This is a genomic window from Marinobacterium iners DSM 11526, assembly GCF_900107855.1.
GTDB classification, from domain to species: domain Bacteria; phylum Pseudomonadota; class Gammaproteobacteria; order Pseudomonadales; family Balneatricaceae; genus Marinobacterium; species Marinobacterium iners.
This window is the reverse complement of sequence record NZ_FNRJ01000004.1, coordinates 200,203-225,498: the sequence shown is the minus strand read 5'-3', so window position 1 is coordinate 225,498 and position 25,296 is coordinate 200,203. Positions and strand designations below refer to the sequence as shown.

Genomic DNA, 25,296 nt, shown 5'->3' with positions numbered 1-25,296 from the left:
TCGACTCAAGGCGTCAAAGACGCCTCTTCCATTTCAGTGGCTTCAGCCGCCATGATCTTGTAGGGGTGATCGGACGCCAGCAGCTCCTTGCCCTGCTCTGTCGGGAACTCCACATCCAGATCAACAATACGGCCATCGCGGCAAACGTTGATGATCGTATCCATGCAGGACGACAACAACGAGTACTTCTCATCCGGCGCGGCGATGATAGTCTGCAGGCCCAGATCCGACATGAAGCCCAATGACGTCACCGTGTTCTCGGAGTCAAGTTTGTTGAACGCCTCATCGAAGACGGACAGACTCATGCCGCCCACCGGACGGCCATCACCACCTTCCTTGAGGCGGTAAGTTGCACCCAATGCAGCCGCCATGGCCACATAGAACGGTACCTGATGCTCACCACCGGAGCCGGTCTTGATACGCTGCGTCAGGGTCGTCTTGCGATTGCCTTGCAGGTCTTTTACCACCAGCTCGAAGTTGTAGAAGTTGCGGTAGTCCTGCAGCAGACTGCTTTCGCCTTCATCGCGCAGCACATCGTGGATCTTGTTCAACGCCTCGCGGTGGGTGTTATCACCCTGATGCTGGATATCGAACAGGGTGCCCACGTTGGCCTGATCCAGACGGGTATAGGCTTCGACCAGCTCCAGAATGTCCTTCAGCTCCGGGTTGGGCATCATCTCGAAGCTGTACATCTCTTGATGGAACGGACGGTTCTTCAGGTGACTGTTAAGCTCACGGATCAGGTCCTTGATCTTGTTGATCTGGTCATTCAGGTGCGCCACAAAGTCTGAGCGGAAGGCGGTCTCGGCTTCCAAACGGGCACGTTCGGCCTTCTTGGTATACTCGGCCAGCTCGGAGTCACGCAGCGCCTGCACGGTCTTGTTGACGTAGAACTCCAGATCTTCATGAGTGGAGTCGGCACTGATATTATCCAGCTCCTGATGGCTCATGCCACCACCGTGATAGCGCGCCTTGTACTGGGCCACGGCATCACGCACGGCGTTTTTCTTTTTCTCGTGCAGCTGCAGCTCTGACTGAGCCTTCTTGGCAGCCTCGAAAATGATGCGCTCCAGCTCACCGCCGCAGCTTTCATCCAGATAGTCGCGCTTTTCCTGCGCCGACTGGGCATCAAAGTGGGGTTTTTCCTCGCACAGCGTACGGGCCTGAGCGTGTTCCACCAGCTCCTGCTCCAGCACTTCAAGGGCCGCATTGTCCTTGATCATGCCGGTACGTACCTTCTGCAGCTTGTCCATCAGGGTTTTCTGACGGGCTTCCACCTGCTTCTGGCCGTCAGCCAGCTCGGCAATGCGCTGCTGGATACCGCTGTCATCGTGGTTACGCAGATCAACAACCGCCTGCTCGTAGCCCTGGATTTCGCTGCTGAGCTGTTCGCGCTGATTGACCAGATCGAACACGCTTTCGGTGACCTGAGTCAGGCCCGACGTCATGCTGATCAAGGCATCACGCAGCTTTTCCAGAGACTCGTGACGCTTGCCCAGGGTGGTGAATTCCGCGATCAGTTCATCCACCTGACGCCCTTGCACTTCGAGCTGATCCTGACGGCGACGGATACCCATAATCGGGCTCAGCTCGTTGATGGAAGTGGTTGAACCTTCGGTCTGCAGCATGCAGTCGTAGGTCAAAGCCCGCTCCTGACGCAGCAGTTCCTGCTCGGTTTCCACCGCCATCACGCCACCCAGAGCACGGTTAAGGTAGGCCTGGGCGTGTTCGTTGTCGGTATCGATAAACTGTGCCAGTGAGCCCGGTTTGCTGCGGTGCAGCCAGTCACCTGACTTGGTAGTATTGATGATTCGACATCCCTTGAGATGACGCCCCTTGCGTCGGTAAAGGGTGATCGCTTCCTTGACCCTATCTGGTGCCACTACCAGTGCTTCGCGGCGTGCACCCAGGAAGGACTCAATGGCGATACGCCACTTGTCATCATTGATGTCGGCCAGCTCGCATATCGGCGTGGAATCGATACCATACTCGCTAAGCAGCTCCATCAGCTCACGGGTATTGTGACGGATGGGCGCACGCCCCTGCTGCAGCTGTTCCACCGCACTTTTCTGGTTCTGGATCAGGCTGCGCAGGTCGTTAATACGGATTACCGACTCTTCATAGCGGCGCGAGATCGCCTTGCGCACGCTGTCGACCTGCCCCTTGAGCTCGCTGATCACCTTATCCACACTGACCGGCTCAGGCGGCCAGGCATCAGCCAGCATGTTTTCACCGGAACGCCAAAGCTCAACCGAACGCTCCACCAGCGGCTTGAAATCATCCGGCAGCAGATCGTTGTAGTTGGCAAAACTCACGGTGGTACGCAGCAGATTGTAGGCCTGCTGGATCTTGTCCTTGACCACGTTCTGCTCGTGCTGACGTGCCTTGACGGTGGATTCCAGGGCATTGATCTTGTGGGCCGAGTCGCTGCTGTTCAGCTCGGCACGCGCATCGGCCAGATCCTGCATCGCCTGATTCAGGCGCGCACTGTTTTCTTCCAGCTCCTGCTGCAGCTTTTCTTCCTGCTCACTGTAGGCTTCCAGCCGCTCGGCGGCATCTTCCTTGCGCAGATCCGCCTGCTCAAAACGGCCTTCGTGAACAACCCACTCATATTCAACCGCATTTTTCACGTTGCGGCTAATGCCGTTGCACAGCTCCTGCGCTTTCTCCAACTCGGCAATGCGGTTGGAGACCTCCAGTGTCTTCTGCTCCATCGCCCGGTATTCATCCAGCGACTTGCGGAAAGCGCCAACATGCACGATGTTTTCGTCCAGCACGAATTCGCGAATAAAGCGTGTCGGGCTGTCGATCGGCACAAATTTCAGCGCGTTCTTGAAGTTTTTGACGAATTTGTCGTCATCATTCGGCATCTGTGCGTCATGGCTCAGGTGCGTCACCATATCGCGGATAAAGCGGTTGGCTCGCTTTTCCAGAATCATCTCCGGGCACTGCTTGAGCAGGCTGTCACGCACTTCGTTCCAGGGCCGCGGCATGCGGCCATTGCCTTCCCTGACCGAGAAGTCATCAAGCGACACGGAAAATTCAGGCAGAATAAACCGGCCCAGTACATCCTCTTCCGCACTGGCGGTCGATGCACTGATGGCAATACCAATACAGCTTTCTTTCGCGGTTTCGGTATCGAAGAAGCTGAGCGCCATGTAGGTCAGCGAGTCTTCGCGGGCGGTGGCCTTCTTGCCGTTATCATCCATGAAGCCCAGACAGTAGGTACGCAGAGAGCGCTCGCTCTTCTCACCGGCCGAGGCGTTGAAGCTCAGGTGGCGCTTGTGGCCGCCCATGAGTATCGTCTGGATCGCGTCCAGCAAGGATGACTTGCCCGAACCGTTGGGGCCGACAATCGCCACATTACCCTTGATCGGAATCTCGACTGCGCCCAGCACATACCAGTTGACCAGCACAATCCGGTTTAGCTGCTTCATGCGGGCTTCTCCTCAGTCTCGGGGGTTGGCGTGTCAGGAAGGTCGACCGGTTCGATATCTTCAGGCTCCTGCTGATCACGAATGTCGGTGTCGCACAGTGCTTCCAGCTGGCCAATATAGTCTTCCACCACCACCTGACGGATGGTCGGATTGATCTTCAGTGGAATGTTTTTAGGATCAGTTTCATCCTGCTTGCCACGCTCAATCAGGCCATGGCGGGTAAACAGGGAGATGATCTCCTTGAGACGCGTCTCGTTGGGAATCTCCTTGCCGGTCAGGTTGCTGAACAGGCGCAGCAGCTCGTCTGTACTGGTGTAGGCCTTGCCGCCTTCCACCTCAAAGCTTTCCAGTTTCTGCTCGTACTGCTGACGCAGGCAGAGCATCAGCAGCGACTCGTCCAGCTTCAGACGCAGCACACGCTCTTCACCCTGCGGCAGAATGCCCAGATAGGCTTCATCTGGCTGATACACCAGACTCCAGCCAATGGCCGCAAACAGGTTACGAAAATACTCCGTATTGCCGGCAATGAGAAAATAGCTGTCACGGTGTACCGGCCGGTCCGCATAGAGAAACTGATTGCTCAGCAGCTGGTTGGCGGCACGGATGAAGTCATCGGCGTCATGCTGTTCATTGCGGGAGACGATTTTCTGCAGATCACCAAGCATTAGCTGTTCCTGTGGATAACAAAACCACGACACTCCACCATTCCGGAGACGTTAACGTAGTTGTCTTCAAATTGAATTCGATAGCGCTGCCGCATCCGCTGTGCCTTCTTGCCCAGCGAGTTGAAGTGGCGAACGTAACTGAAGCAGATGTAGTCTTCCACCGTGCCGATCCGAAAATCGGTGGCCCTCAACTGGTCGCGGCCGGCAAGCTGGCTCTCCAGGTAGGTTTCGATACGATCCACATTGACTTCGCGCCGCTCTTTCCACTCCTTGAACAGACGCCGCAACTCCAGCACGGAGGGGTCGATCTCTTTCTGGGTGATGATGCGCGGCTGAGCCTCTACCCTGCGGCGTACCGGTGCACGCACACTGGCAGGTGAAATAAAGCCCACCTCATCCAGTGTAGTGAGCGGCGGAATGACCTTTTCCGGCAAGTTGCCCACCGCCGCAATCAGGCGCGACAAGCGTGCTGCCATGCCCGGTGTGGTCTTGTCCATGTAGCGAACTGTATCCGCTACCCGCTTCTCCAGCTGGTAGCGGAAATCGTCAATGGCGGCCAGACGCTGATCCACTGAGTCAAAGATCCGGATAATGCGGTTGATATGCTGGTGCACCTGCGCTTCGGCAACGTCGTATGACATATCCAGCTGCATCTGATAATGCTCTGCAAGCTGCTGCAGTTTGAGCGGATCGAACTGCAGGTCACGCAGCATGGAGAGAATCTGACGGCGAAAGCGGAACGGGTTGTTACGGGTTTTCAGCGTCTTGTAGTCGGAAACCAGTATCTGCTCAACAAAACGGTCGAAGAAACCGCGCACAATCTCCTGCGGGTTATTGCTGGCCGACAGGTTCATCTTCAGCTCACGCAGGCCCAACATCATGTCAGTCAAATGGGCACTGAAATCCGCCGCCGTCTGGGCCGCTTCAGACAGCGTGATACCTCGTCCCAGAGGGTCACTGATGGCCGACTCCAGCGAACTGAGCACGTTCAGTACGGCACCGCCGTAGCTGCGTTTTTCCAGCCGGGCGATGCTGACCAGCGAGCGCAGCAGGTAGCTGACTGAAGGTGAAAGCAGTACATAGGTGCGGTAAACCTTCTGTTCCTCTTCCAGCCAGCCGGTCTGGACCAAACGCCGATAGATGCGGTTGGTGTACTCGGCACTGGAACGAGGCGGCTCAGCGCCTGCATCTTCGCCGGGCTCTGCCTCCCAACGACGCACACCCAGCCGCACCACGGCATTCTCGATGCTGGAACGCACCAGATCCCGCGGAATAAAGGGATCGATCAGATCCTCGTCAAAAAAGAGATCTGCCAGCTCCAGCAGCACCGACTGATACACCTGCCGGTTCTGCCCCGAGAGCGGGAGAAATATGTCTTCAGGAAGCTTGTTGAAAAGCACTGATCCGTCCAGTTATACGCCGATTCCGATAGCAGGCTATGTTAGCGAAAAACTGGCAGGGAGATAAGGGGAATTACAGCGCTCTGTCCGTACTACAAAACCCGCCCTCTACTTACACACGTCTTCTGCCAAGCACCATGAATTATCCCCTTGATACAAAAAGGAATAATAATTTAGCCAAAGGGCTTGACGGTACAGGGTCTCATCACTAATATATTTTTTCTTAGTTCAGGTGTTCCTCGATAGCTCAGTTGGTAGAGCAGTAGACTGTTAATCTATTGGTCGCTGGTTCGAGTCCAGCTCGAGGAGCCACCGAAGTCGGCTTTTAGCGCAGTTTGGTAGCGCATCTGGTTTGGGACCAGAGGGTCGGGGGTTCGAATCCCTCCACTCCGACCATCCTTATATTATCCCGGTTTTCCCGCATATTACCCTCGTCATAAATCTGTATACTGGCCGCCTCTTAAGGAGGAGCCGATACCATGACGGACGTTTTATCCATTACCGCACCGATTTTCATCATCATTGGCTTTGGTTATCTGGCGGTCAAATCCGGCCTGATGCCACGGGAAGCAATGCCCTTGTTGGGGCGATTTGTACTCTATTTCACTTTGCCCGCCCTGATTTTCGGCACTCTGTCGCAGATGCAGGTAAGCGAAGTTATCCAGTTTGACTTCCTGACCATTTATGCCATTGGCTCCCTTGGCGCACTGCTGGGCGGTATAGCCCTTAACCGGCTTATTTTCAATACCGATCTGGCCGAGGCCAGTGTTCGCGGCATGGGAATGTCAGCATCCAACAGCGCCTTTATTGGCTACCCCGTTTTACTGCAGGTATTTGGTTCAGCCCCCACCCAGCCTTTCACCATGGCACTGCTGGTGGAAAACATACTGATTTTGCCGCTGGCCCTTATTCTGATCGAGTATGGCAAGCGCGATACCGGTACTGGCGAGCCTTTGTTACAGGTTTGGCGCCGCATTTTCATGCGCATTTTGCGCAGCCCCTTGATCATTGCCATTCTGGCCGGCCTGATCTGTGCCAGCCTGCAGCTGCCGATACCGTCCGCGCTGGACCGCAGCCTGGAGATGCTGGCCATGGCTTCAGTGGGCACAGCGCTGTTTGTAATCGGCGGCTCTCTGGTCGGCACGCGCGTCAATGACAGCCTTGGCAGTATCAGCCTGGTCGCTGCAGGCAAGCTTCTGCTACACCCATTGCTGATGCTGTTGCTGGTTATGCTCTGGCGCGACTTTGATCCGCAGCTTGAAAAGGCTGTCATACTCGCCGCAGCGATGCCGATGCTGAGCGTATTCCCGATCATAGGCGGCAACTACGGGTATGGTCGCCAGTGCGCCGGTATGTTGCTGGTCACCACCGCACTTTCCTTTATTACCCTGACCCTCATTCTGGCGCTGATGGGGTAATGGTTTTATGCAGTGGTAATATGAACACTCACATCCAGCCCGATTGCTGCACAGGTTTTTATTGTTCATGAATGTTCTTGTTGTTGGTTATGTTTGGCCCGAGCCTGCTTCCAGTGCCGCAGGCTACCGCATGCTGGCCCTGCTCGATGCCTTCCGGGATCAAGGCTGGACAGTGACTTTTGCCAGTCCTGCTGAAAAAAGCATCCACCGCGCCAACCTGCCAGCTCGCGGTATCAACGAAGTCAACATCGCACTGAACTGCTCCAGCTTTGATGATTTCATCCGTGTCCTGCAGCCCGACCTGGTGATGTTTGATCGTTTCATGATGGAGGAGCAGTTCGGCTGGCGGGTGGAAAAACACTGCCCCGAGGCCATTCGTCTGCTGGATACCGAAGACCTTTCCTGCCTGCGCCATGCACGTCACCAGGCCTGTAAACACAGCGGTGAAGTCAGCCTGACGGTCGGCCCTGACCTGCTGTTCTCGGATCATGCCAAACGCGAGGTTGCCGCCATTTTGCGCAGTGATCTGACGCTTATGATTTCCCGGGCCGAAATCGAGCTGCTGACGTCAACATTCAAGGTCGACCCTGCCCTGCTTCACTACAGCCCTTTCATGCTGCCACCTCTAAACAGAAAAGAAACGGAGCAGCTGCCAACCTTCGAGCAGCGAGAACACTTTCTGGCCATCGGCAACTTCCGTCACGCCCCTAACTGGGACGCCGTCCTGTGGCTCAAACAATCCATCTGGCCACTTGTTCGTCAACAGTTGCCGCAGGCCGAGCTGCATATATATGGCGCCTACCCTCCCCCAAAGGCAACGGCACTGCACAATCCGAAACAGGGCTTTCTGGTAAAGGGCTGGGCAGAAGACGCCCATGAAGTGATGCGCAAGGCGCGGATTAACCTGGCTCCACTGCGCTTTGGCGCAGGCCTGAAAGGCAAACTGGTAGACGCTCTGGCCTGTGGCACACCCTCTGTGACTACATCTGTAGGTGCCGAAGGAATGGCTGATACTGATACCTGGCCGGCACCTGTAGCAGATGATGCCGAAGCGTTTTCGACTACCGCCATTGCATTATACCGGGATTCGCCACAATGGAGAGCATGCCAGCAGCAAGGCTTTGAGCTACACGACCGCCACTTTCAGTTCCAGCGCCATGCCGATGCGCTGATATCACGCCTTAACCTACTCAGAGCCGACCTTGAACAGCACCGACTGGACAATTTTACCGGTGCCATGCTGCGTCACCATACTCTGAAAAGCACTCAATATATGGCACAGTGGATCGAAGCCAAACAGCGCAAGTGAGCCCACATGATTGATATCCAGGATGTAACCGTTTACCAGCAACAGACACCGGTATTGCAACACTTCTCCCTACGGGTGGAGCGCGGTGAGCGCGTTGCCATTCTCGGCCCGAACGGAGCCGGCAAGAGCACATTGCTCAAACTGATCAGCCGCGAACTATACCCCGTGGTGCGCGACGGCAGCCATGTGCGGCTCTACGGCAGCGAAAGCGTCAACCTGTGGGAGTTGCGCAGCCGTATTGGTTTCGTCTCGCATGAATTGCAAGAGGATTACACACCCTATACCCGCTCTCTGGATGTCATCCTGTCCGGGTTGTTCGGCGCGATCGGGCAGCACGATCACCTGCAGGCCTCTGATGAGCAGCGTCAAAGAGCCATCGGCCTGTTACAGCAGATCGGACTGATTGACCAGGAGCAGCAGATGTTTCAACGCCTCTCCACTGGCCAGAAACGTCGGTTGCTGCTGGCCAGAGCACTGATTCACCAGCCCGAAGCTCTGATTCTGGACGAGCCCGCGAACGGCCTCGACATGGGCGCCGCAGCGCTGATGTTGAAGCAGATGCGACAATTTTGTCAGCAGAATGGCTCCATGCTGATCGCAACCCACCATGTGGACGAGATTATTCCTGAAATTGAGCGCGTGGTATTGCTGTCACAAGGTACAGTGGTTGCGGACGGCCCCAAAGAAGAAGTACTGACTGGCGCCAACCTTTCAGCGCTGTACCAAACACCGTTGGAAATCAGCGAACAAAATGGCTGGTACCGGCTCTGGCATTGTTGATGGCATTATGTATTAATAAAATCTAATATAAATGCAAAACTGATGCACAACCTTACAGGAGCTACAAATGAAAACAGCCCATGATTTGGTAATGGCCGCCAAGGAAAATATCACCGAAGTCAGCGTCGAACATGCTGACGAAGCCATTAGAGCCGCCGATCTTCTGGTTGATGTGCGCGAGCCGGATGAATACCAGAGCGGCCATCTTTCAGGTGCCATCAACATTCCACGCGGCCTGCTGGAATTCAAGTTCAGCAACGACGAGTCGCTCAACGCTCGCGATCTCAATATCGTCATCTATTGCAAGAACAGCGGTCGCGCAGCCCTCAGCGCCAAAAGTCTGGCTGAGATGGGATACCTGCACGTTACCTCCATCACCGGTGGTATTGAGGCTTGGCAGGCCGATGACAAACCCGTTGTTACGCCCACTCTTCCCGAGTTTGACTGAACAGCCGCTCGATCTCGTTACAGACGTACTCTGCCGGCAACCACTGCTCCAGTGAGCCGGCAGCATAATCGAGAAACCCCCGCGCAGCGTGTGGCAGACGTCGGTCACGTCGAATAATGAAGTGCCAGTGACTATCGAGCGGAAACTGCTGCAACGGCAGCACTTCAATGCCCGGGTGCTGCAGCGGCAGCACATGACGCGACACCACTGCCAACCCCATGCCTGAAGAAACACCCACGCGAATTGCTTCATTACTGGCCATCTGCAGCGTATCGGATAACTGCACACCCTGCGCATGCAGCCAGCTCTCGAACAACATGCGAGTGGCCGAGCCAGGTTCACGCAACAGGAACCGCTCATGTTTGAGATCGTGAATGGATAGCTGTGCCTTCTGCACCAAAGGGTGGTGCTGAGGGGCAATCATAACCAGTGGATTGCGCAAAAACCGTGCTGCAACGGCCTGCTCCAATGCTGGCGGATGACTGAACACATAAACGTCATCCAACTGTTGCTCAAAACGCTGTAGCAACTGCTGACGGTTACCGATCTCAAGAGTCAGATCCACCTCTGGAAACGCCTGACTGTAAGGGCCGAGCAATCGTGGCAGCACATACTGCGCCGTGTTCACCAGTGCAATACTGAAGCGTCCGCGGTGACCACCTCTAAGCTCTGACAGATAGTCGGCAAAATCTTCAAATCGGCCGGTGACATCCAATGCCGAGCGATACAGCTCTCGTCCCACATCGGTCAGCTCCAACCCCTTGTTACCTGTCCTCAACAAGGGTTCGCCCACCGTTTCGGTCAGCCTTTTAAGTTGCTGGGATACTGTCGGCTGACTAAGGTGAAGCTGATGGGCTGCCGCCGTCACCGAGCCGGTGCGCACAACAGCAACGTATACTTCCAGCAGTCGAAACGTCAAATGCCTGAGTCGCACGGGCACCCCTATATATAGATAATTATCTATCTATAGTTCACCAAGAATTAATTAGATTCAATACTCTTTCAACGGCACAATTCGCGCAAGATTCAGAGACGGAGCCAATCATGCCTGATATTGTTGTGATGTTTTTTCTGCTCGGCGTTGTTGCCGGGCTGGTCAAATCCGACCTGACCATTCCCAAAGCCGCCTACGACACTCTCAGCCTGCTGTTGATGCTGACAATCGGCCTCAAGGGCGGCATGGGACTGCACGGCAACCTCAGTTGGCAACTGGTGCCTGAGATGCTGCTGGTCATGGTAATCGGTGCACTGATTCCACTATTGCTGTTTCCGCTGCTGCGCAAGCTGATCGGCCTGTCGCTGGCGGACAGTGCCAGCATCAGTGCACATTACGGCTCGGTAAGCGCCGGTACCTTTGCCGTCGCGCTGGCATTTGCTGAAACCCATCAGCTCACTATCGGCCCGGAAGTCACGCTTTACCTGGTGCTGCTGGAGCTGCCCGCGATCATGGTGGGCCTGGCGCTGTATCGCAAATTTGCCGTCGACAGCAACACCGGCTCACGCATCAGCCTGCTGCATGAGACTCTAACCAACCGAGGTGTCATTCTGCTGGCCGGCGGCGTGATCATCGGTTACCTCTATGGCCCGATGGAAGGCGCCTCAGTAACTGGCCTGTTTACCAATGCCTTCAAGGCGGTACTGGCCCTGTTCCTGCTGGAGATGGGGTTGACGGCTGCCGAAACACTGCGCCCAATCCCGCTTAAGCACTGGCGCCTGCTGGCCTTTGCCTGCTGTGCACCTTTACTGCTGTCACTGTTTGGTCTGGGCGCAGCCATGGCGCTTGAGCTGCCGAGCGGCAGCGCCCTGATTCTGGCCAGCTTGACGGCAAGCGCCTCCTACATCGCGGCGCCGGCTGCTATCCGAGCCGCTATCCCGGAAGCCAATATTGGCCTGGCCATGCTGGCATCACTGGGCTTCACCTTCCCCTTCAACGTGATTATCGGTATCCCGCTATACCACCAGATGAGCCTGGCACTGCTGTGATATACAACCCGAAAGATCTGTGTAATGCTCTGAACATGAAGGTAATCTGCTCAAGAGACAGACATGAAGGCTCTCTCTGCGCTCAAGGTGCTGGTCGTTGACGACCAGCCCATCATCGACGAATTCTGCCGTAAGGTGCTTGAGCATCTGGGTTGTGAGCAGGTTTACTCAGCCCTGAGCGGTCGCGAAGCGATCGAGATTCTGACCCGTGAGCCCTGCATTGATATGGTTCTCACGGATATCGACATGCAACCCCGGAATGGCCTTGAGCTTTTGCAGACAATTCGTTGCGGTGATATTCCCAAGGTACCGCGCGACCTCTGCGTTTTGATGTTTACCGATTACAACTATCGCAACAACGTGATGAACGCGGTAGGGCTGGACTGTAACGGATTCGTCAGCAAACCACTCAGCGTAGCGCTGCTCAGTGACAAGATTGATGCCGCTCGACGCCGGAAAATCACCCTTGCTGATACCGCCGTATACCGCTCAATCCCGACAGGCGTGAATACGGCAGTCGGCGTCAACAAGCCTGCCGATGGTAGCCTGTATCCGCGGCAATCCGCTGGCTCCACTCATACGCCTGCACACGAACCTTCTACACCCGAACCAACAGTATCGACCACTCCAAACCCAGGCCCTTCACAGACACAGACGCCACCAGAAGAAAATGATGCCGACAGGTTCAGACAGGCCCTCACGGAACTGGTACCGAGCAACAGCAAAGACCCCTTCCTGCAACAGAAACAGCAGCAGTTGACTGACATTCTGCACCAGTTGGATGCCATACGCCGCGAAATCAGTTTCGGCAGCGACAATACAGCTGCACAGATGACCAGTAGCCTGGAACAGATCAGTGCCGAGATGTTCGGACAAGAGTATCAACATCAGCGCGAGCATCACTTCAGCCATCTTTCAGCACATCAGGCCGAACATGGCATGATCCTGCAGCGCACGCAGATGCTGGCCAACAAGATTCGCCAGAACAAGAAACCCAAGGCCCTGTTGGCGCACCAGCAATTGCTGCAAGCCTGGTACCGCCACATTGCTGGCAAGGACCAGCAGTATGCTCGCTATCTGACAACACAAGGAACACACGGATGACAGACCACGGGCAAGACGGGCAACTGATGTTGCTGATCGCCAGCCTGGCAGCACTGATGTTCATGCTGTCCTCGGCGCTGCTGTTTCGGCTTTATCAAGTATTGCGGCGCGAGCGTGACATCCACAGCGAACACATGGGGCTGGTTTTTGATAATACTGCAGAGGGCATTGTTCTCCTGCGTCATGGCCAAATACTGCGCATCAATCAAAGCGGAGCAATACTGCTGGGCCAGGACAGCGAGACATTGGCCGGCAAACCCCTGACCGAGCTGCTTGAGGCAGCTGATTCGGTCTCCATTGAGGCACTGCAAGGCCATCAGAACCATCAATTCAACGAACTCAGGTGCCGTCACGGTAATGGTCGCCTGATTTTGCTTGAAGGCACCCTGTCGCCCGTTCGGACCAAGCGCCGCCACAAGCAACACTCGCCGACAGGGGTACTCATTTTTCGTGACGTATCCGACCGTTTGCTACAACAGGCACAGGAAGCACGCAACCATCTGGTTCTGGCAGCAGTCTCGCGGGTTAACAACAACTTCCTGCTATACAAAGACCCTAAACGACGCTTTGGCGAGCTACTGGAGACACTCAAGGAGCTGACCGGCTCCCCCATGGGCTTTATCAGCGAGCGCATGGAACAGGATGGAAAGCCGTTCATGCGCTGTTATGCCATCACCAACCTGGCCTGGGACCAGTCCTCCCATAACCTGTATGTAGATAATATCGAGAAGGGCATCGATTTTCACAACCTCGACAACCTGTTCGGGCGCACCTTGTTAACCGGAGAAGTGGTCATCTCCAACCACCACGACCCGGTTCATCGCGCAGGCTCCTGCCCGGCCGGACACCCGGACCTGGACTCCTTTGTGGGCATTCCGCTCAAGTTTCGCGGTGAAGTGCTGGGCATGTATGGCCTGGCAAACCGGGCAGACGCCTACGATCAGGAGCTGGTGGAATGGCTCCGCCCTCTGACAGATGCCATTACCGGCATCATGTACGCCTTCCGCATTGAACGCGCCCAGCGAGAATCAGAGCGACGCATGCTGCAGGCCCGTGATGAAGCGGAGCATGCCAACCGTCTCAAAAGCGATTTTCTGGCTACTATGAGCCATGAAATTCGCACTCCGCTCAATGCTGTCGTCGGCATGCTGGACTCGCTGGAAGCAACCGAGCTGGATGACCGCCAAACCGGCTATGTGCAATCGGCATCCATTGCCGCCGACACCTTGCTGCGACTGATCAATGATGTACTCGACTTTTCCAAAATCGAGGCAGGCATGCTTACCCTTGTGCAGGAGCCATTCAACCTGTGCGAATCGATTCACTCAGTGCTGACCGCCACATCCGTCAACGCTGCGGCAAAAGATCTTGATCTGTACCTGAACTATGCCCCCGACGTTCCCTTGAGCATCATCGGTGATCCAATACGTATGCGCCAGATTCTCAACAATCTGGTCAGCAACGCAGTCAAATTTACCGAGGCGGGTCATGTCATACTCACCGTCAGTCAACGTACTGTCGAAGCAACCGGCGAAGTACACCTGTTAATCAGTATTGAGGATACCGGCATTGGTATCGACAACCGCGACCTGACAATCATCTTTGAAGCCTTCCGTCAGATTGACCACTCCATCACCCGCCATTATCAAGGCACCGGGCTGGGACTTGCGATCACCCGCAATCTCGTCAACGCGATGCAGGGACGTATCGATGTAAAAAGCTCGCCGGGCACAGGCTCACGCTTCATTGTGGAGCTGCCGCTGCAGCCAGCCAACACTGCCACCTTGCACACGCGGCTGGCAGAACTCAATGCATTGTCTCAGCAACAGCTGCTGTGTGTTACCAACTCTCATCAGCTGTTTGAATACCTGTACAGCCTGCTGAGCCCACACTTTGAGCAGTTCGACTGCCATTTTCGCCCTCTTGAAGAGGAACCCCAAGCAGGCCAGTACTCCATGTTGCTGGTGGATGACCGCCGCTTCAAACTGGCTCCCGAGAGCTTGCGTGGCTGGATTCAGCAGCGAGGCGGCAACGGTGAATTAATCGGCCTGTCACAACGCGACCTGGCTCAGGCCTTTATCCCCGTAACAGCCCAGTTACAACCACCGCTGTCACCGCTGCAACTGGTGGATACTCTGAGTCGAATTGTTCAACCGGAAACAGCAACAGCCACAAGCGATACCGCCTTCGAGGAACCGGAGCACGCTGCAGAGCCAATAACAGACGGGCTGTCGATCCTGATCGCGGAAGATCACCCGATCAACCAGAAAATGATGGAGATTCTGATGCAGCGTGCCGGTGCGACTTGGCAGCTGTGCAGTGATGGGCTTGAGGTGATTCAAGCAATGCAGTCAGATGCCCATTTCGACCTGATTCTGATGGATCTGCACATGCCTAACATGGATGGTTATGAAGCCACTCGCAGCATCCGAGACCTGCCCGGCCCGGAACGGAACATTCCGATTATTGCGGTCACCGCCGATGCACTGGCTGGTGATCGAGAGAAATGCCTGGCGGCCGGCATGAATGACTATCTGGCCAAGCCGGTTCGCCTTGCAGACTTGCAACAGGTGATCGCACGCACTATGGCGGCCCATACAGACACCGCAACAGCCAATAGACCAGAACCTGAGGCGCCTGAGACGTTCGACAGTGACAACCTGGTTGAGCAGGTTGGTGATGCAGAGTCAGCCGCCTTACTGGTACGTGAGTTTGCCAACACGTTGCGTGCCGAGCTGCAGATTCTGCAGCAGGCGCTGGATGCGGACGACCTGGAAGCGGCACGCTCAGCCTCACACCGAATTAAGGGTAGTGCTCGCACCATCGGCTGTAATCTCCTGGCCGCGCAGCTGCAGCAGATCGAAACTGCCTGCCGCAGCGAGAGCAAGCCAGGTGCCAGTAAAGCCATGACCGACGTCATGAAACAGCTCCCCGACCTGCTGGAGCAGCTGAACAGCTTCAGTGAAGCCAACACTCTGCTTTGATTACAACCGCGGCTCTGCCATGAAACGCTGCAGCACACGGTATAGCCCGTGTGCATCGGCACTTCCCGCCAGTTCACGGATCGAGTGCATGGCAAACTGAGGCACACCGACATCCAGCGTACGCACGCCCAGCTCTCCGGCCGTGATTGGCCCGATGGTACTGCCGCAAGCCATATCGGAGCGCACCACAAAACTCTGAACCGGCACCCCTGCCTGAGCCGCCAGGTGCCGGAAGATTGAACTGGTTTCGCTGTTGGTCGCGTAGCGCTGGTTGGCATTGATCTTGATAACCGGCCCACGATTGAGCAGCGGGCCGTGGTTATCATCGTGCCGATCGGCAAAGTTGGGATGCACACCATGAGCATTATCGGCTGATATCAACATGGACCGGGCCAGTGCGCGATTGCGGTTGTCCACATCCGGCATAAGGCGCTCCAACCATTGCGTCAGCATCGGCCCCTGCGCACCACATGCACTAAGACTGCCAACCTCTTCATGATCATTGCAGACCAACACCTGCCCCGCACCTGCAGCCGGGGCATCCAGCAGGGCCTGCAGACCAATGTAACAACTGAGCAGATTGTCCAATCGCGCAGAGGTCAGAAATTCCTGCTCAAGCCCAATCAGCGCAGCGCCCTGGGTATCATAGAGGCACAACTCATAGTCCAGCACCTGAGCCAGATTCCCCGTACCTTCGCGCATCAACCAATCAGCCAGCAGCTGACGAAAATCCGGCTTCTCATCTGTTTGCCCCATCAGCACCGGCAGGAAGGTCTGCGCATTGATGGTGCGGCTGGAATTGGCTTCTCGATCAAGATGAATGGCAAGGCTCGGCACCACCGCGATCGGGCGGCGCAGATCCAGAAGCGTGCTGCAGACAGCACCATCTTTACTGCGATAGGTCACACGCCCCGCCAGTGACAGGTCGCGGTCAAACCAGGGGTTGAGCAAAACCCCGCCATAGACTTCAACGCCAAGCTGGAAGTAGCCCTTGCGGTGCAGCTCCGGATTCGGCTTGACCTTCAGACAGGGGGAATCGGTATGCGCCCCAACAAGACGCCACCCCTGATTAACGGCGGCCTCCTGCTCAGGATGACGCCAGGCGATGATTGAGGATCCATTGCGACGGATAAAGTAACCCTCTCCCGGCTCCGGACGCCAGTGCTCAGCTTCGCTCATTTCACGAAAACCGGCCTTGAGCAGGCGCTGCGCCATCTGTTCCACAGCATGAAAGGGTGTGGTTGCCTGATCCAGAAAGCGGATCAGGTCCTGATTGAATTCAGTTTGCTGTTTCATTGCGCGTCCTCAGCCTTGATCACCTCTATCAGCTCCACCCGAAAAATCAGCGTAGAGTTGGCCGGAATATCCGGGGATGGACTGGTAGCACCGTACGCCAGCTCGGGGGGCAGATAGATCATCGCTTCACCGCCTTCCTGCATCAGCATAAGGCCTTCACGCCAGCCTCGGATCACCTGATTCAGTGGGAAGGTAGCCGGTTTTTTCCGCGCGTAGGAGCTGTCGAATATCCCCCCATCCACTCGCGTACCCTCATAGTGAACCACCACCGTATCACGTGCGGTAGGGCTGGCCCCGTCACCCTTGCGCAGATGTTCGATCTGCAGCCCAGAATCGGTGACGCTGACCGTTTCGCGCTCGCGATTGCTGGCCAGAAATTCATTACCGGCCTTGCGGGTTTCATCGTTCAGCGCCTTGTCGATCAGTTCCTGACGAAAGCGTTCCTTTTCCGGGTCTTCACCGCACCCGGCCAGCAGGCCGGCAAACGCCAACGTCACGACCAGAGATTTCCAGATCTGCATCCTCACACTCTCCGTACATACAGGTGTAAAGCAATGATTTTACATTACCCAGCACCATGACTACACTCACAAAGCTGTAGCTGACGGAACTCGGAGCCCAGAGTGCCTGTCACAAAAGAAGCCACCGCCTGATTCAGGTGTTTTTCAGCGGTGGAGCTCAGCTCCAGCCACATGATCCGGAGATCCGCCTCTCATGCTCAAGCCTCATTTTCTGACACTCGTCACGGCACTGACACTCACGCTGGGCATCGCCCCTGCACAAGCCAATCTTGCCCCCGAGCCCATCCATACTCAAACGATGCTGGATGTCGTGACATCACTGCAGCAGGGGCACTACAACCGGATCGATATTGACGACCAGCTGTCTGAAGCCGTACTGGATCAGTATTTAGCGACTCTTGACCCTGAACGCAGTCACTTCCTGGCCAGTGACATTCAACAGTTTGAGCAGTGGCGCCACCTGCTCGATGATCAAATTCTGCAGGGCGAGACTGAAGCGGCATTCGAGATTTTCAACCGTTATCAAGAGCGACGTTTGCAACGGTTGAATTACATGATCAGTACCCTGGAAGACGAAAGCAACACCTGGGATTTCAACCGTAATGACGTTCTGGAAGGTGATCGCTCAGAGGCAGAGTGGATCAAAACCGATGCAGAACTGCAGCAACTCTGGCGCAAGCAGTTGAAAAGCTCATTGCTGAGCCTGAAGCTGGCCGATAAAACCACCGAAGAAGCACAGGAAGTTCTGCTGCGACGCTACCAGAACCAGAAACAGCGCACCGACCAGGCCAAAAGTGACGATGTATTTGAAAGTTTCGTCAATGCCCTGACGCATGAATTTGACCCCCACACCCAGTACTTTTCCCCACAGGGGTCCGAGAATTTCCAGATCAACATGAGTCTTTCTCTGGAAGGTATCGGTGCTGTATTGCAGTCGGAAAACGACCAGACCAAGGTCGTACGACTGGTACCGGCCGGTCCCGCTGACAAAACCGGCCAGCTGAAGCCCGCTGACATCATCGTGGGTGTCGGACAGGGTGAAGACGGTGCCATTGAAGATGTGGTGGGTATGCGCCTGGATGATGTTGTCAGCAAGATTCGCGGTCCCAAGGGCACATTGGTGCGCCTGGAGGTGATCCCCGCCGATGCAGTCGATCGCCAAGCCCGCAAAGTCATAAGGATCGAACGCAACAAGGTAAAACTCGAAGAGCAGGCTGCCCGCAAGCGAGTACTGGAGCTTAACCGTGACGGCAAGGAGTTCAAGCTCGGCGTCATCGAAATACCGACATTCTACATCGACTTTGAAGCTCTGCAGAAGGGTGATCCTGACTACAAAAGCACCACCCGAGACGTGGAAAAGCTTATCAATGAACTGCGTGAAGAAGATATTGACGGCCTGATTGTCGATCTTCGCAACAACGGTGGCGGCTCGCTGCGTGAGGCCAACGAATTGGTAGGTCTTTTCATCCAGCGCGGCCCCACCGTGCAGATTCGCGATGCCTCTGGTCGCGTTGACATTTTGGGTGACTTTGATCCGAAGGTCGCATGGGATGGTCCCATGGCCGTTATCGTCAACCGCCTGAGTGCTTCTGCCTCCGAAATTTTCGCCGGCGCTATACAAGATTACAACCGAGGCATCCTCATTGGCAACCGCACCTTTGGCAAGGGTACCGTCCAGACCCTGCAGCCGATCGAACACGGCCAGGTAAAACTGACTCACGCCAAGTTTTACCGCATCTCCGGCGACAGCACCCAGCACCGCGGAGTGGAGCCTGATATTCGCCTCCCTTCTCTGTACACAGTTGAAGACATTGGAGAAAGCGCACTGGACAAGGCACTGCCCTGGGATCAGGTACGCCCGGTGCGACATGGCCGCTTCCCCAGCCTGTCGCCTTTTATGCAGCAACTGCTGGAAAGACATCAGGCCCGTACCGAAACCGATCCGGATTTCATCTTCATGCGCAAACAGGTAGAACACCTGGAAAAACAAAAGAAAATCACCCATATCTCACTCAACCAGGACACGCTGCAACAGGAGCGAGAGACCAACGAGAACTGGCTGCTGAGCGTTGAGAATGAGCGTCGCGCCGGCCTTGGGATGCCGCCGGTGAAGACCCTGGCCGAAGTTGACGACACGCTGCCCAAGGATGAGCAGGGACGCCCAATCAATCCCGAGTCAGAAGCAATTCTGGCCGAGAGCGGAGAGGTCCTGCTCGACTTGATTGACCTGACACTGAGCCACACAGCTGCCCTGCCGGACCACATATCGAACCGAAAGGCGATGGAGTAAACCCATGAAGCTGGGCAAGGTGAGTGTTCTGCTGTTGGTACTGGTACCGATGTTGCTGGCAATTGCTGCGGTCGCCAGCTACTTCGCCTACCAAAAAATGCAGTCTCAGCATGAAGTGAACCTGGCGGATCTGGAAAAGTTCGGCTACGAAATGGTCCCCAGCAGCACATACACTGAAAGCACAGGTATGTTGGGCGCTCAGCAACTGCCAGCCACTTTCGCCGAGAAGAAGCTCACCCCAACCGAGCGCGTCATTCGTGGTCTCATGCAGGACAAGGAGAACCTGCTGGCGGAGCAGGATGCCCTGAAGAGCGAAATCGATGCACTGAAGCAGCAAATTACTGAACTGCAGGAATACAAGCGCCTGAACCAGCACTTTGCTCCCGAAACCTTCGAGGATGAACTGGCCCGAACCAAGACTCAGCTCAAGGCCATTCTGGCGCGGATGCCCGAGGCCGATCAGTTCAGCAATATTCGTCTTGAGATCATGGCCGCAGCCGGCATGCAGGAGTACCGACGCTTTGTCAGCGCCAACCGCCTGATGCTGGAACAGCCACAGCGGGGCAGGATTGTCAGTGACCACCTGCCCGCTTTCGCTTTCTGCGTCGGCAACGCTACAGAACTTGCGGCCAACAGCCGCGCTGAAGAACGACTGCTGATCGACTGGTTCAACCAGCCAGACGGCACCACACTGCCAGCAGCCTTGGCCGAAGACCTGGCCAAACTGCTTCCCGCCTGCCAGAAGCCTCTACGCGAACAGCTGGAAGCTTCACTTCCCAACATCATTGCCGGATAAATACTGGGCAGCCACTGGCAAAAGCCAGCCACCCTCTGTATAATTTTGCAACTTTATATTTTCCCATTTCGCGGACACATCGCCAGCCCAGTGTCCGCCGAGATGGTTATCGCTAACCGACCCTGTATAGCTGGCATACAGGCTGGAAAGCTGCCACACACTTAACCGGCAGCGACAATATAGGATACTTTCATGAGCGAAAGCTTTGCTGATCTGTTTGAAGAATCCCTGCAAGACATTGCCATGACCCCCGGCACCCTCGTTATGGGTGAAGTTGTCGACATCGACAGCGACTGGGTTACAGTCAACGCTGGTCTGAAATCCGAAGCCGTTATCCCCCGTTCACAGTTCCTGAACGACAACAACGAGCTGGAAATTCAGGTTGGTGATTCCGTCAAGGTTGCACTGGAAGCGGTTGAAGACGGCTTCGGTGAAACCCGTCTGTCCCGTGAAAAAGCCAAGCGTGCTGAAGCCTGGGAAGTTCTGCAGAAGAAATTCGACGCAGAAGAGACTGTTAAAGGCTACATCTCAGGCAAGGTCAAGGGCGGCTTCACTGTCAGCATCAACAACATTCAGGGCTTCCTGCCGGGCTCCCTGGTTGATGTTCGTCCGGTGCGTGATGTTGACCACCTGGAAGGCAAAGAGCTTGACTTCAAACTGATCAAGCTGGATCCGAAGCGCAACAACATCGTTGTTTCTCGTCGTGCCGTTCTGCAGGAAGCCAACAGCGCTCAGCGCGAAGAGCTTCTGGCCACCCTGGAAGAGGGTCAGATCGCCAAGGGTTACGTCAAGAACCTCACCAACTACGGTGCATTCATCGATCTGGGTGGTGTTGACGGCCTGCTGCACATCACTGACATGGCGTGGAAGCGCATCTCTCACCCGAGCGAAATGCTGAACCCGGGCGATGAGATCTCTGTCAAGATCATCAAGTTCGACAAGGAAACCAACCGTATCTCCCTCGGCCTGAAACAGCTGAGCGAAGATCCGTGGGATGACATCAAGGATCGTTACCCGGCCGGTACCAAGGTTGCTGCACGCGTCACCAACCTGACCGACTACGGCTGCTTCGCCTCCATCGAAGATGGTGTTGAAGGCCTGGTACACGTATCTGAAATGTCCTGGACCAACAAAAACATCCACCCGTCCAAGATCGTTAACATCGGCGACGAAGTGGAAGTGATGATCCTGGACGTTGACGAAGAGCGTCGTCGTATCTCCCTGGGTATCAAGCAGTGCACCATCAACCCGTGGATCTCCTTCTCCGAGCAGCACGCTGCCGGCGACAAGGTCAGCGGCACCATCAAGACCATCACTGACTTCGGTATCTTCGTAGGTCTGGATAACGATCTTGACGGTCTGGTTCACATGTCCGACATCTCTTGGGAAGCCGATCCTGAAACTGCACTGCGTCAGTTCAAGAAAGGTGACGAAGTTGAAGCCGTCATCCTGTCTATCGACGCCGAGAAAGAGCGCATCTCTCTGGGCGTCAAGCAGCTGGAAAGCGACCCGTTCGCTGAATACCTGGCCGCTAACGACAAGGGCACCATCGTAACCGGTACCGTGAAGAGCGTTGAGCCGAAAGCTGCTGTTATCGAGCTGGCTGAAGGCATCGAAGGCACTCTGAAAGTATCCGAGATCGCTGCTGAGCGCATCGACGATGCCACCACGGCACTCAAGGTAGGCGAAACTGTTGAAGCCAAGATCACAGCTGTTGACCGTCGCAACCGCGTCATCAACCTGTCGATCCGCGCCAAAGATCAGGCTGAAGAGAAAGCAGCCATCAGTGCAGTTCGCAACCAGGAAGTTGAAGTTCCGGGGCCGACCACTATCGGTGATCTGATCAAGCAGCAGATGGCCAACCAGAACAACTGATTTTCCTCTTCAGTTGCAACACTAAGGGGCGCCCATGGCGCCCTTTTTTTTGTCTGTATCTTTTCAGATCAAACAGCTCGGATCACTGCCCTGAGCCACAAGCCCCGCGTCTCAGTAATCCTCATCCAGTACAAAGTCGATCAGCTGATCATCACTGATCTCATTATCACGCACTTCATACACGCTCAATACCGATGAGTTGGCATGAATCACTGACTTGCGCTCACCCGTCAGCAACGGGTGCCAGTCCGGCAACTCCTGGCCTTCATGAATCAGCCGATAACTGCAACTGGGTGGCAGCCAGTCAAAACTCTCCACATCCTCGGGCTTGAGCTTGATGCAGCTGGGCACTAACTGACAGCGCTTTTCATACTCTGTGCAATGGCAGTCGTTCAGATCCAACAGATGACATACGACGGTGGTGTAAAAGACCTCCCGAGTATCCTCATCCTCCACCTTATGCAGACAGCACAACGCACACCCATCACAAAGGGACTCCCACTCTTGAGGGGTCATCTCCTTCAGGCCCTTGCGGCGCCAGAACACTTCCTGCGCCATACTCAGCGCACCCCGGTCTCGGGCCGGTTCTTGAACAGATCCAGCATATACTCCTCCTTCTGAGGCGGCATCTGCAGGTAGTACCCTCGACTGTCCAGATCATCCAGAAGCTTTGCCGTGCTTTCAACCCGTGCCAGCTTGCGGTTTGGCGTCATCGGCATATCCATAACGTGCACGGGCTGACCAAACATCTCCAGCAAAGCCTCGGGGACACGCTCCAACTGCTCGCGCTTGTCTACGTAAAGATACATCTCATCCTTGCGCGGACTCTTGAAGATACTCAAAATTATCATCATCAACTCGTTTCAAACTGTTCGATTCGATTCAACAGGGCATCGCCCACCAGTGGCTTGCGCCAGCCGGAAAGACTGGGTGGCAGGTGATAATGCCCCTCTGCATCACGTGAGCGTATGAGCGCATCAAGGTCTCGCTTGCGCAACAGTATTTCAGGCAAGAGATCATTCGCGCCTGCCGCCTGACGGCCAATTGACCGTAATTGCTTGAGCCGTTTGTTCCAGACATAGTGCAACGGGCGATCGATCTCGGCCGGCGGGTTTTGGCGGGCCGATTCAGGAGCGGCCGCGATTATTGCCATAATCGCCTGTCCGTACTCACGCATGATACGACCACGCTTGATAATGGCATCCAGATGCTGCTCGTTCTGAGGCATCCGTTCAGCGATTTCCAGCAGCATTTCGTTACGCAGCAGACGATTGCGAGACATATCGCGCTCACGGCAGGTTTGTTCCCGCCATGCACTGAGATCACGCAGCAAGGCACGTCGCACATCATCCAGATGCCATACCTGACTGAAGCGCTGAAAGTATGCTTGCGGGTCTGCTTCATCAGCCGCCATTACACTTGCACCAATGCTTTCGCACTCTTCCATTACCCAGCTCAGACGCCCTCGCGCCTCAAGCTGCTCGTGCTGCATCAGAGCCAGAACTGGCAAATAGGCCACATCCAGTGCCGCATAATGTTCCTGTTCAGCCGTAAGTGGACGCTGCAGCCAATCGGAGGTGGTCTCGCCCTTGCCCAGTTCAACCTCAAGCGCATACGCTACCAAGCGCTGCAGGCCCATACTGAACCCCCAGCCCGCAAAGGCGGCACCTACCTGAGTATCATAGAGCGGCTGCGGCAGTACGCCGTAGCTGTGGCGGAACAGCTCCATATCCTCATTACCGGCATGCAGAACCTTGAGCACATCTGGCGCACACAGCACTTCTGCCAGCGGTGACATGTCCTCAACCTGAAGCGGGTCAATCAGATAACAGCCCTGGTCATCCGCTATCTGGATCAGGCCCGGTATGGGATAGAAGGTTTCGGTACGCATGAATTCGGTATCAAGCGCGATCAACGGCAACTGCAGCCACTGCTGGCAGTAATGCATCAGTGTTGCGGTATCGTTAATCCAGATCGGGCTGGCCGCAGCCTGTTGCAGCCGATGCCAGTCATAACGCTGCATCAATTCAGTCATCCTGACTCCGTTTCAGGGAGCGCCGCCCGGCGAAAGCATGGGCCAGCGTACCGCCGTCGACGAACTCAAGCTCGCCCCCGACCGGGACGCCATGGGCGATGCGGGTGATATTCACATTCAAGTCCTGCAGCTGTTCAGCAATGTAGTGAGCCGTTGCCTCCCCTTCTACCGTGGGGTTGGTTGCCAGTATCAGCTCACGCACCTCTCCGCTTTCTACCCGTTCAAACAGCTGATCAAGTCCCAGATCTTCCGGGCCAACCCCGTCAATGGGGGACAGATGCCCCTTAAGGACAAAATACACTCCGTTGAACCCACCCGTTTGCTCTACAGCGATCAGGTCCACCGGTGACTCCAGTACGCAAATCAGCTGATGGTCACGGCTGTCATCCTCGCAGACAGGGCATAGCGTCTCTTCGGACAGGTTGCGACAACGTTGACATTCACCAACCTTTTCAGCCGCCTGCAGAAGGGATTCAGATAAGGTTCGCGCACCCTCCCGATCACGCTCAAGCAGATGCAGTGCCATGCGCTGTGCCGATTTTGGCCCAACACCGGGCAGTGCGCGCAGTGACGTTATCAGATTTTGCAGTAAGGGACTGAAGCTCATGATCAAAATGGCATTTTGAAGCCCGGTGGCATACCCATGCCACTGGTGATTTTAGACATCTTGTCCTGAGTATTCTGTTCAACCTTACGTACGGCGTCATTAACGGCCGCGGCGATCAGGTCTTCAAGAATCTCTTTCTCTTCTTCCATCAGACTCTCATCAATCTGGACCGCCTTCACATCATGGCGACCGTTCATGGTGATGCGGACCAGACCGGCACCGGACTCACCCTGAACCTCAGCGCGTGCAATTTCTTCCTGCGCCTTCTGCATGTCTTCTTGCATTTTCTGGGCCTGTTTCATCAGGTTTCCCATGCCACCTTTCATCATGTTCAGACTCCTCTTTTAA

Annotated in this window: 21 protein-coding genes and 1 tRNA gene; 11 read left to right on the top strand and 11 right to left on the bottom strand. The window is 55.5% G+C overall.

The genetic code is table 11. The annotated features are described in order from the left end of the window. Positions 1–5: 5 nt before the first annotated feature. From BLV48_RS06915 to BLV48_RS06905, 3 genes are read right to left on the bottom strand one after another with little or no spacing between them, the layout of a single operon-like run. A complete protein-coding gene (locus BLV48_RS06915) occupies positions 6–3,437 on the bottom strand; it encodes an SbcC/MukB-like Walker B domain-containing protein (protein ID WP_091825034.1) in 3,432 nt (1,143 codons plus the stop codon). Beyond that, entirely contained in the window at positions 3,434–4,102 is a 669-nt protein-coding gene (locus BLV48_RS06910) for a DUF4194 domain-containing protein (protein ID WP_091825031.1), read from the bottom strand. The genes BLV48_RS06915 and BLV48_RS06910 overlap by 4 nt, the downstream gene beginning before the upstream one ends. Continuing rightward, the gene (locus tag BLV48_RS06905) at positions 4,102–5,502 is read right to left on the bottom strand and encodes a Wadjet anti-phage system protein JetA family protein (RefSeq protein ID WP_091825029.1); all 1,401 of its coding nucleotides are present in this window, start codon (positions 5,500–5,502) and stop codon (positions 4,102–4,104) included. Before BLV48_RS06905 ends, BLV48_RS06910 begins: the two co-directional genes overlap by 1 nt. A 236-nt stretch (positions 5,503–5,738) precedes the next feature. On the opposite strand from BLV48_RS06905, the gene BLV48_RS06900 reads away from it, so the two are divergent. The 5 genes from BLV48_RS06900 (at position 5,739) to BLV48_RS06875 (ending at position 9,457) form a co-directional block, all read left to right on the top strand. Beyond that, positions 5,739–5,814 (top strand) — tRNA-Asn (locus BLV48_RS06900). 167 nt (positions 5,815–5,981) lie between these two features. Then, positions 5,982–6,920: an AEC family transporter gene (locus BLV48_RS06890; protein ID WP_091825026.1), complete on the top strand. Its 939-nt coding sequence runs from the start codon at positions 5,982–5,984 to the stop codon at positions 6,918–6,920. Positions 6,921–6,987: 67 nt separating this feature from the next. Further along, positions 6,988–8,229 carry a glycosyltransferase gene (locus BLV48_RS06885; protein ID WP_091825024.1) on the top strand — a complete coding sequence of 414 codons (1,242 nt, stop codon included), beginning with the start codon at positions 6,988–6,990 and terminating at the stop codon, positions 8,227–8,229. A gap of 6 nt (positions 8,230–8,235) precedes the next feature. Continuing rightward, complete coding sequence (locus BLV48_RS06880; RefSeq protein ID WP_091825021.1) at positions 8,236–9,009, top strand: ABC transporter ATP-binding protein; 774 nt, start codon at positions 8,236–8,238, stop codon at positions 9,007–9,009. A 67-nt stretch (positions 9,010–9,076) separates the two neighbouring features. Next, positions 9,077–9,457, top strand: a complete 381-nt coding sequence (locus tag BLV48_RS06875; protein WP_091825019.1) for a rhodanese-like domain-containing protein — start codon at positions 9,077–9,079, stop codon at positions 9,455–9,457. Here the strand turns inward: BLV48_RS06875 and BLV48_RS06870 are convergent. Further along, positions 9,429–10,391: a LysR family transcriptional regulator gene (locus BLV48_RS06870; RefSeq protein ID WP_091825016.1), complete on the bottom strand. Its 963-nt coding sequence runs from the start codon at positions 10,389–10,391 to the stop codon at positions 9,429–9,431. The genes BLV48_RS06875 and BLV48_RS06870 overlap by 29 nt on opposite strands. A 110-nt stretch (positions 10,392–10,501) precedes the next feature. Here BLV48_RS06870 and BLV48_RS06865 point away from each other — a divergent pair, with 110 nt between their 5' ends. The 3 genes from BLV48_RS06865 (at position 10,502) to BLV48_RS06855 (ending at position 15,528) form a co-directional block, all read left to right on the top strand. Then, positions 10,502–11,440: a sodium-dependent bicarbonate transport family permease gene (locus tag BLV48_RS06865; RefSeq protein ID WP_091825013.1), complete on the top strand. Its 939-nt coding sequence runs from the start codon at positions 10,502–10,504 to the stop codon at positions 11,438–11,440. Positions 11,441–11,503: 63 nt separating this feature from the next. Next, entirely contained in the window at positions 11,504–12,544 is a 1,041-nt protein-coding gene (locus BLV48_RS06860) for a response regulator (protein ID WP_091825010.1), read from the top strand. Continuing rightward, positions 12,541–15,528, top strand: coding sequence for an ATP-binding protein (locus BLV48_RS06855; protein ID WP_091825008.1), 2,988 nt, complete (start codon positions 12,541–12,543; stop codon positions 15,526–15,528). Before BLV48_RS06860 ends, BLV48_RS06855 begins: the two co-directional genes overlap by 4 nt. Here BLV48_RS06855 and BLV48_RS06850 read toward each other — a convergent pair whose 3' ends face one another. Next, positions 15,529–16,824 (bottom strand): M18 family aminopeptidase, encoded by a 1,296-nt coding sequence (locus BLV48_RS06850; RefSeq protein WP_091825005.1) that lies wholly within the window; start codon positions 16,822–16,824, stop codon positions 15,529–15,531. Next, positions 16,821–17,345, bottom strand: a complete 525-nt coding sequence (locus tag BLV48_RS06845) for an FKBP-type peptidyl-prolyl cis-trans isomerase (protein WP_091825002.1) — start codon at positions 17,343–17,345, stop codon at positions 16,821–16,823. Before BLV48_RS06845 ends, BLV48_RS06850 begins: the two co-directional genes overlap by 4 nt. 193 nt (positions 17,346–17,538) lie before the next feature. On the opposite strand from BLV48_RS06845, the gene BLV48_RS06840 reads away from it, so the two are divergent. From BLV48_RS06840 to rpsA, 3 genes are all read left to right on the top strand, one after another. Further along, positions 17,539–19,635, top strand: coding sequence for a carboxy terminal-processing peptidase (locus BLV48_RS06840; protein ID WP_091824999.1), 2,097 nt, complete (start codon positions 17,539–17,541; stop codon positions 19,633–19,635). A 4-nt stretch (positions 19,636–19,639) separates the two neighbouring features. After that, positions 19,640–20,431: a hypothetical protein gene (locus BLV48_RS06835; protein ID WP_091824996.1), complete on the top strand. Its 792-nt coding sequence runs from the start codon at positions 19,640–19,642 to the stop codon at positions 20,429–20,431. Positions 20,432–20,623: 192 nt separating this feature from the next. Further along, on the top strand, positions 20,624–22,306 hold the full coding sequence (rpsA, locus tag BLV48_RS06830) for a 30S ribosomal protein S1 (RefSeq protein ID WP_091824993.1): 1,683 nt from the start codon (positions 20,624–20,626) through the stop codon (positions 22,304–22,306). A 111-nt stretch (positions 22,307–22,417) separates the two neighbouring features. Here the strand turns inward: rpsA and BLV48_RS06825 are convergent, their stop codons facing one another. The 5 genes from BLV48_RS06825 to BLV48_RS06805 are packed head-to-tail and all read right to left on the bottom strand — an operon-like array spanning position 22,418 to position 25,277. Next, positions 22,418–22,864: a YcgN family cysteine cluster protein gene (locus BLV48_RS06825; protein ID WP_091824990.1), complete on the bottom strand. Its 447-nt coding sequence runs from the start codon at positions 22,862–22,864 to the stop codon at positions 22,418–22,420. Positions 22,865–22,866: 2 nt separating this feature from the next. Next, a complete protein-coding gene (locus BLV48_RS06820; protein WP_091824987.1) occupies positions 22,867–23,157 on the bottom strand; it encodes a YcgL domain-containing protein in 291 nt (96 codons plus the stop codon). Between the two features lie 2 nt (positions 23,158–23,159). Beyond that, on the bottom strand, positions 23,160–24,341 hold the full coding sequence (gene rnd, locus BLV48_RS06815; RefSeq protein WP_091824985.1) for a ribonuclease D: 1,182 nt from the start codon (positions 24,339–24,341) through the stop codon (positions 23,160–23,162). Next, the gene (recR, locus tag BLV48_RS06810; protein ID WP_091824982.1) at positions 24,334–24,948 is read right to left on the bottom strand and encodes a recombination mediator RecR; all 615 of its coding nucleotides are present in this window, start codon (positions 24,946–24,948) and stop codon (positions 24,334–24,336) included. The genes rnd and recR overlap by 8 nt, the downstream gene beginning before the upstream one ends. A gap of 2 nt (positions 24,949–24,950) precedes the next feature. Further along, positions 24,951–25,277: a YbaB/EbfC family nucleoid-associated protein gene (locus BLV48_RS06805; RefSeq protein WP_091824979.1), complete on the bottom strand. Its 327-nt coding sequence runs from the start codon at positions 25,275–25,277 to the stop codon at positions 24,951–24,953. Between the last annotated feature and the right edge of the window lie 19 nt (positions 25,278–25,296).

Excerpts from the sequence above, each read along its gene's own strand:
- BLV48_RS06915 (WP_091825034.1), bottom strand. The coding sequence starts at position 3,437 with ATGAAGCAGCTAAACCGGATTGTGCTGGTCAACTGGTATGTGCTGGGC.
- BLV48_RS06910 (WP_091825031.1), bottom strand. The coding sequence starts at position 4,102 with ATGCTTGGTGATCTGCAGAAAATCGTCTCCCGCAATGAACAGCATGAC.
- BLV48_RS06890 (WP_091825026.1), top strand. The coding sequence starts at position 5,982 with ATGACGGACGTTTTATCCATTACCGCACCGATTTTCATCATCATTGGC.
- BLV48_RS06885 (WP_091825024.1), top strand. The coding sequence starts at position 6,988 with ATGAATGTTCTTGTTGTTGGTTATGTTTGGCCCGAGCCTGCTTCCAGT.
- BLV48_RS06880 (WP_091825021.1), top strand. The coding sequence starts at position 8,236 with ATGATTGATATCCAGGATGTAACCGTTTACCAGCAACAGACACCGGTA.
- BLV48_RS06875 (WP_091825019.1), top strand. The coding sequence starts at position 9,077 with ATGAAAACAGCCCATGATTTGGTAATGGCCGCCAAGGAAAATATCACC.
- BLV48_RS06865 (WP_091825013.1), top strand. The coding sequence starts at position 10,502 with ATGCCTGATATTGTTGTGATGTTTTTTCTGCTCGGCGTTGTTGCCGGG.
- BLV48_RS06860 (WP_091825010.1), top strand. The coding sequence starts at position 11,504 with ATGAAGGCTCTCTCTGCGCTCAAGGTGCTGGTCGTTGACGACCAGCCC.
- BLV48_RS06855 (WP_091825008.1), top strand. The coding sequence starts at position 12,541 with ATGACAGACCACGGGCAAGACGGGCAACTGATGTTGCTGATCGCCAGC.
- BLV48_RS06850 (WP_091825005.1), bottom strand. The coding sequence starts at position 16,824 with ATGAAACAGCAAACTGAATTCAATCAGGACCTGATCCGCTTTCTGGAT.
- BLV48_RS06845 (WP_091825002.1), bottom strand. The coding sequence starts at position 17,345 with ATGCAGATCTGGAAATCTCTGGTCGTGACGTTGGCGTTTGCCGGCCTG.
- BLV48_RS06840 (WP_091824999.1), top strand. The coding sequence starts at position 17,539 with ATGCTCAAGCCTCATTTTCTGACACTCGTCACGGCACTGACACTCACG.
- BLV48_RS06835 (WP_091824996.1), top strand. The coding sequence starts at position 19,640 with ATGAAGCTGGGCAAGGTGAGTGTTCTGCTGTTGGTACTGGTACCGATG.
- rpsA (WP_091824993.1), top strand. The coding sequence starts at position 20,624 with ATGAGCGAAAGCTTTGCTGATCTGTTTGAAGAATCCCTGCAAGACATT.
- BLV48_RS06825 (WP_091824990.1), bottom strand. The coding sequence starts at position 22,864 with ATGGCGCAGGAAGTGTTCTGGCGCCGCAAGGGCCTGAAGGAGATGACC.
- BLV48_RS06820 (WP_091824987.1), bottom strand. The coding sequence starts at position 23,157 with ATGATAATTTTGAGTATCTTCAAGAGTCCGCGCAAGGATGAGATGTAT.
- rnd (WP_091824985.1), bottom strand. The coding sequence starts at position 24,341 with ATGACTGAATTGATGCAGCGTTATGACTGGCATCGGCTGCAACAGGCT.
- recR (WP_091824982.1), bottom strand. The coding sequence starts at position 24,948 with ATGAGCTTCAGTCCCTTACTGCAAAATCTGATAACGTCACTGCGCGCA.
- BLV48_RS06805 (WP_091824979.1), bottom strand. The coding sequence starts at position 25,277 with ATGATGAAAGGTGGCATGGGAAACCTGATGAAACAGGCCCAGAAAATG.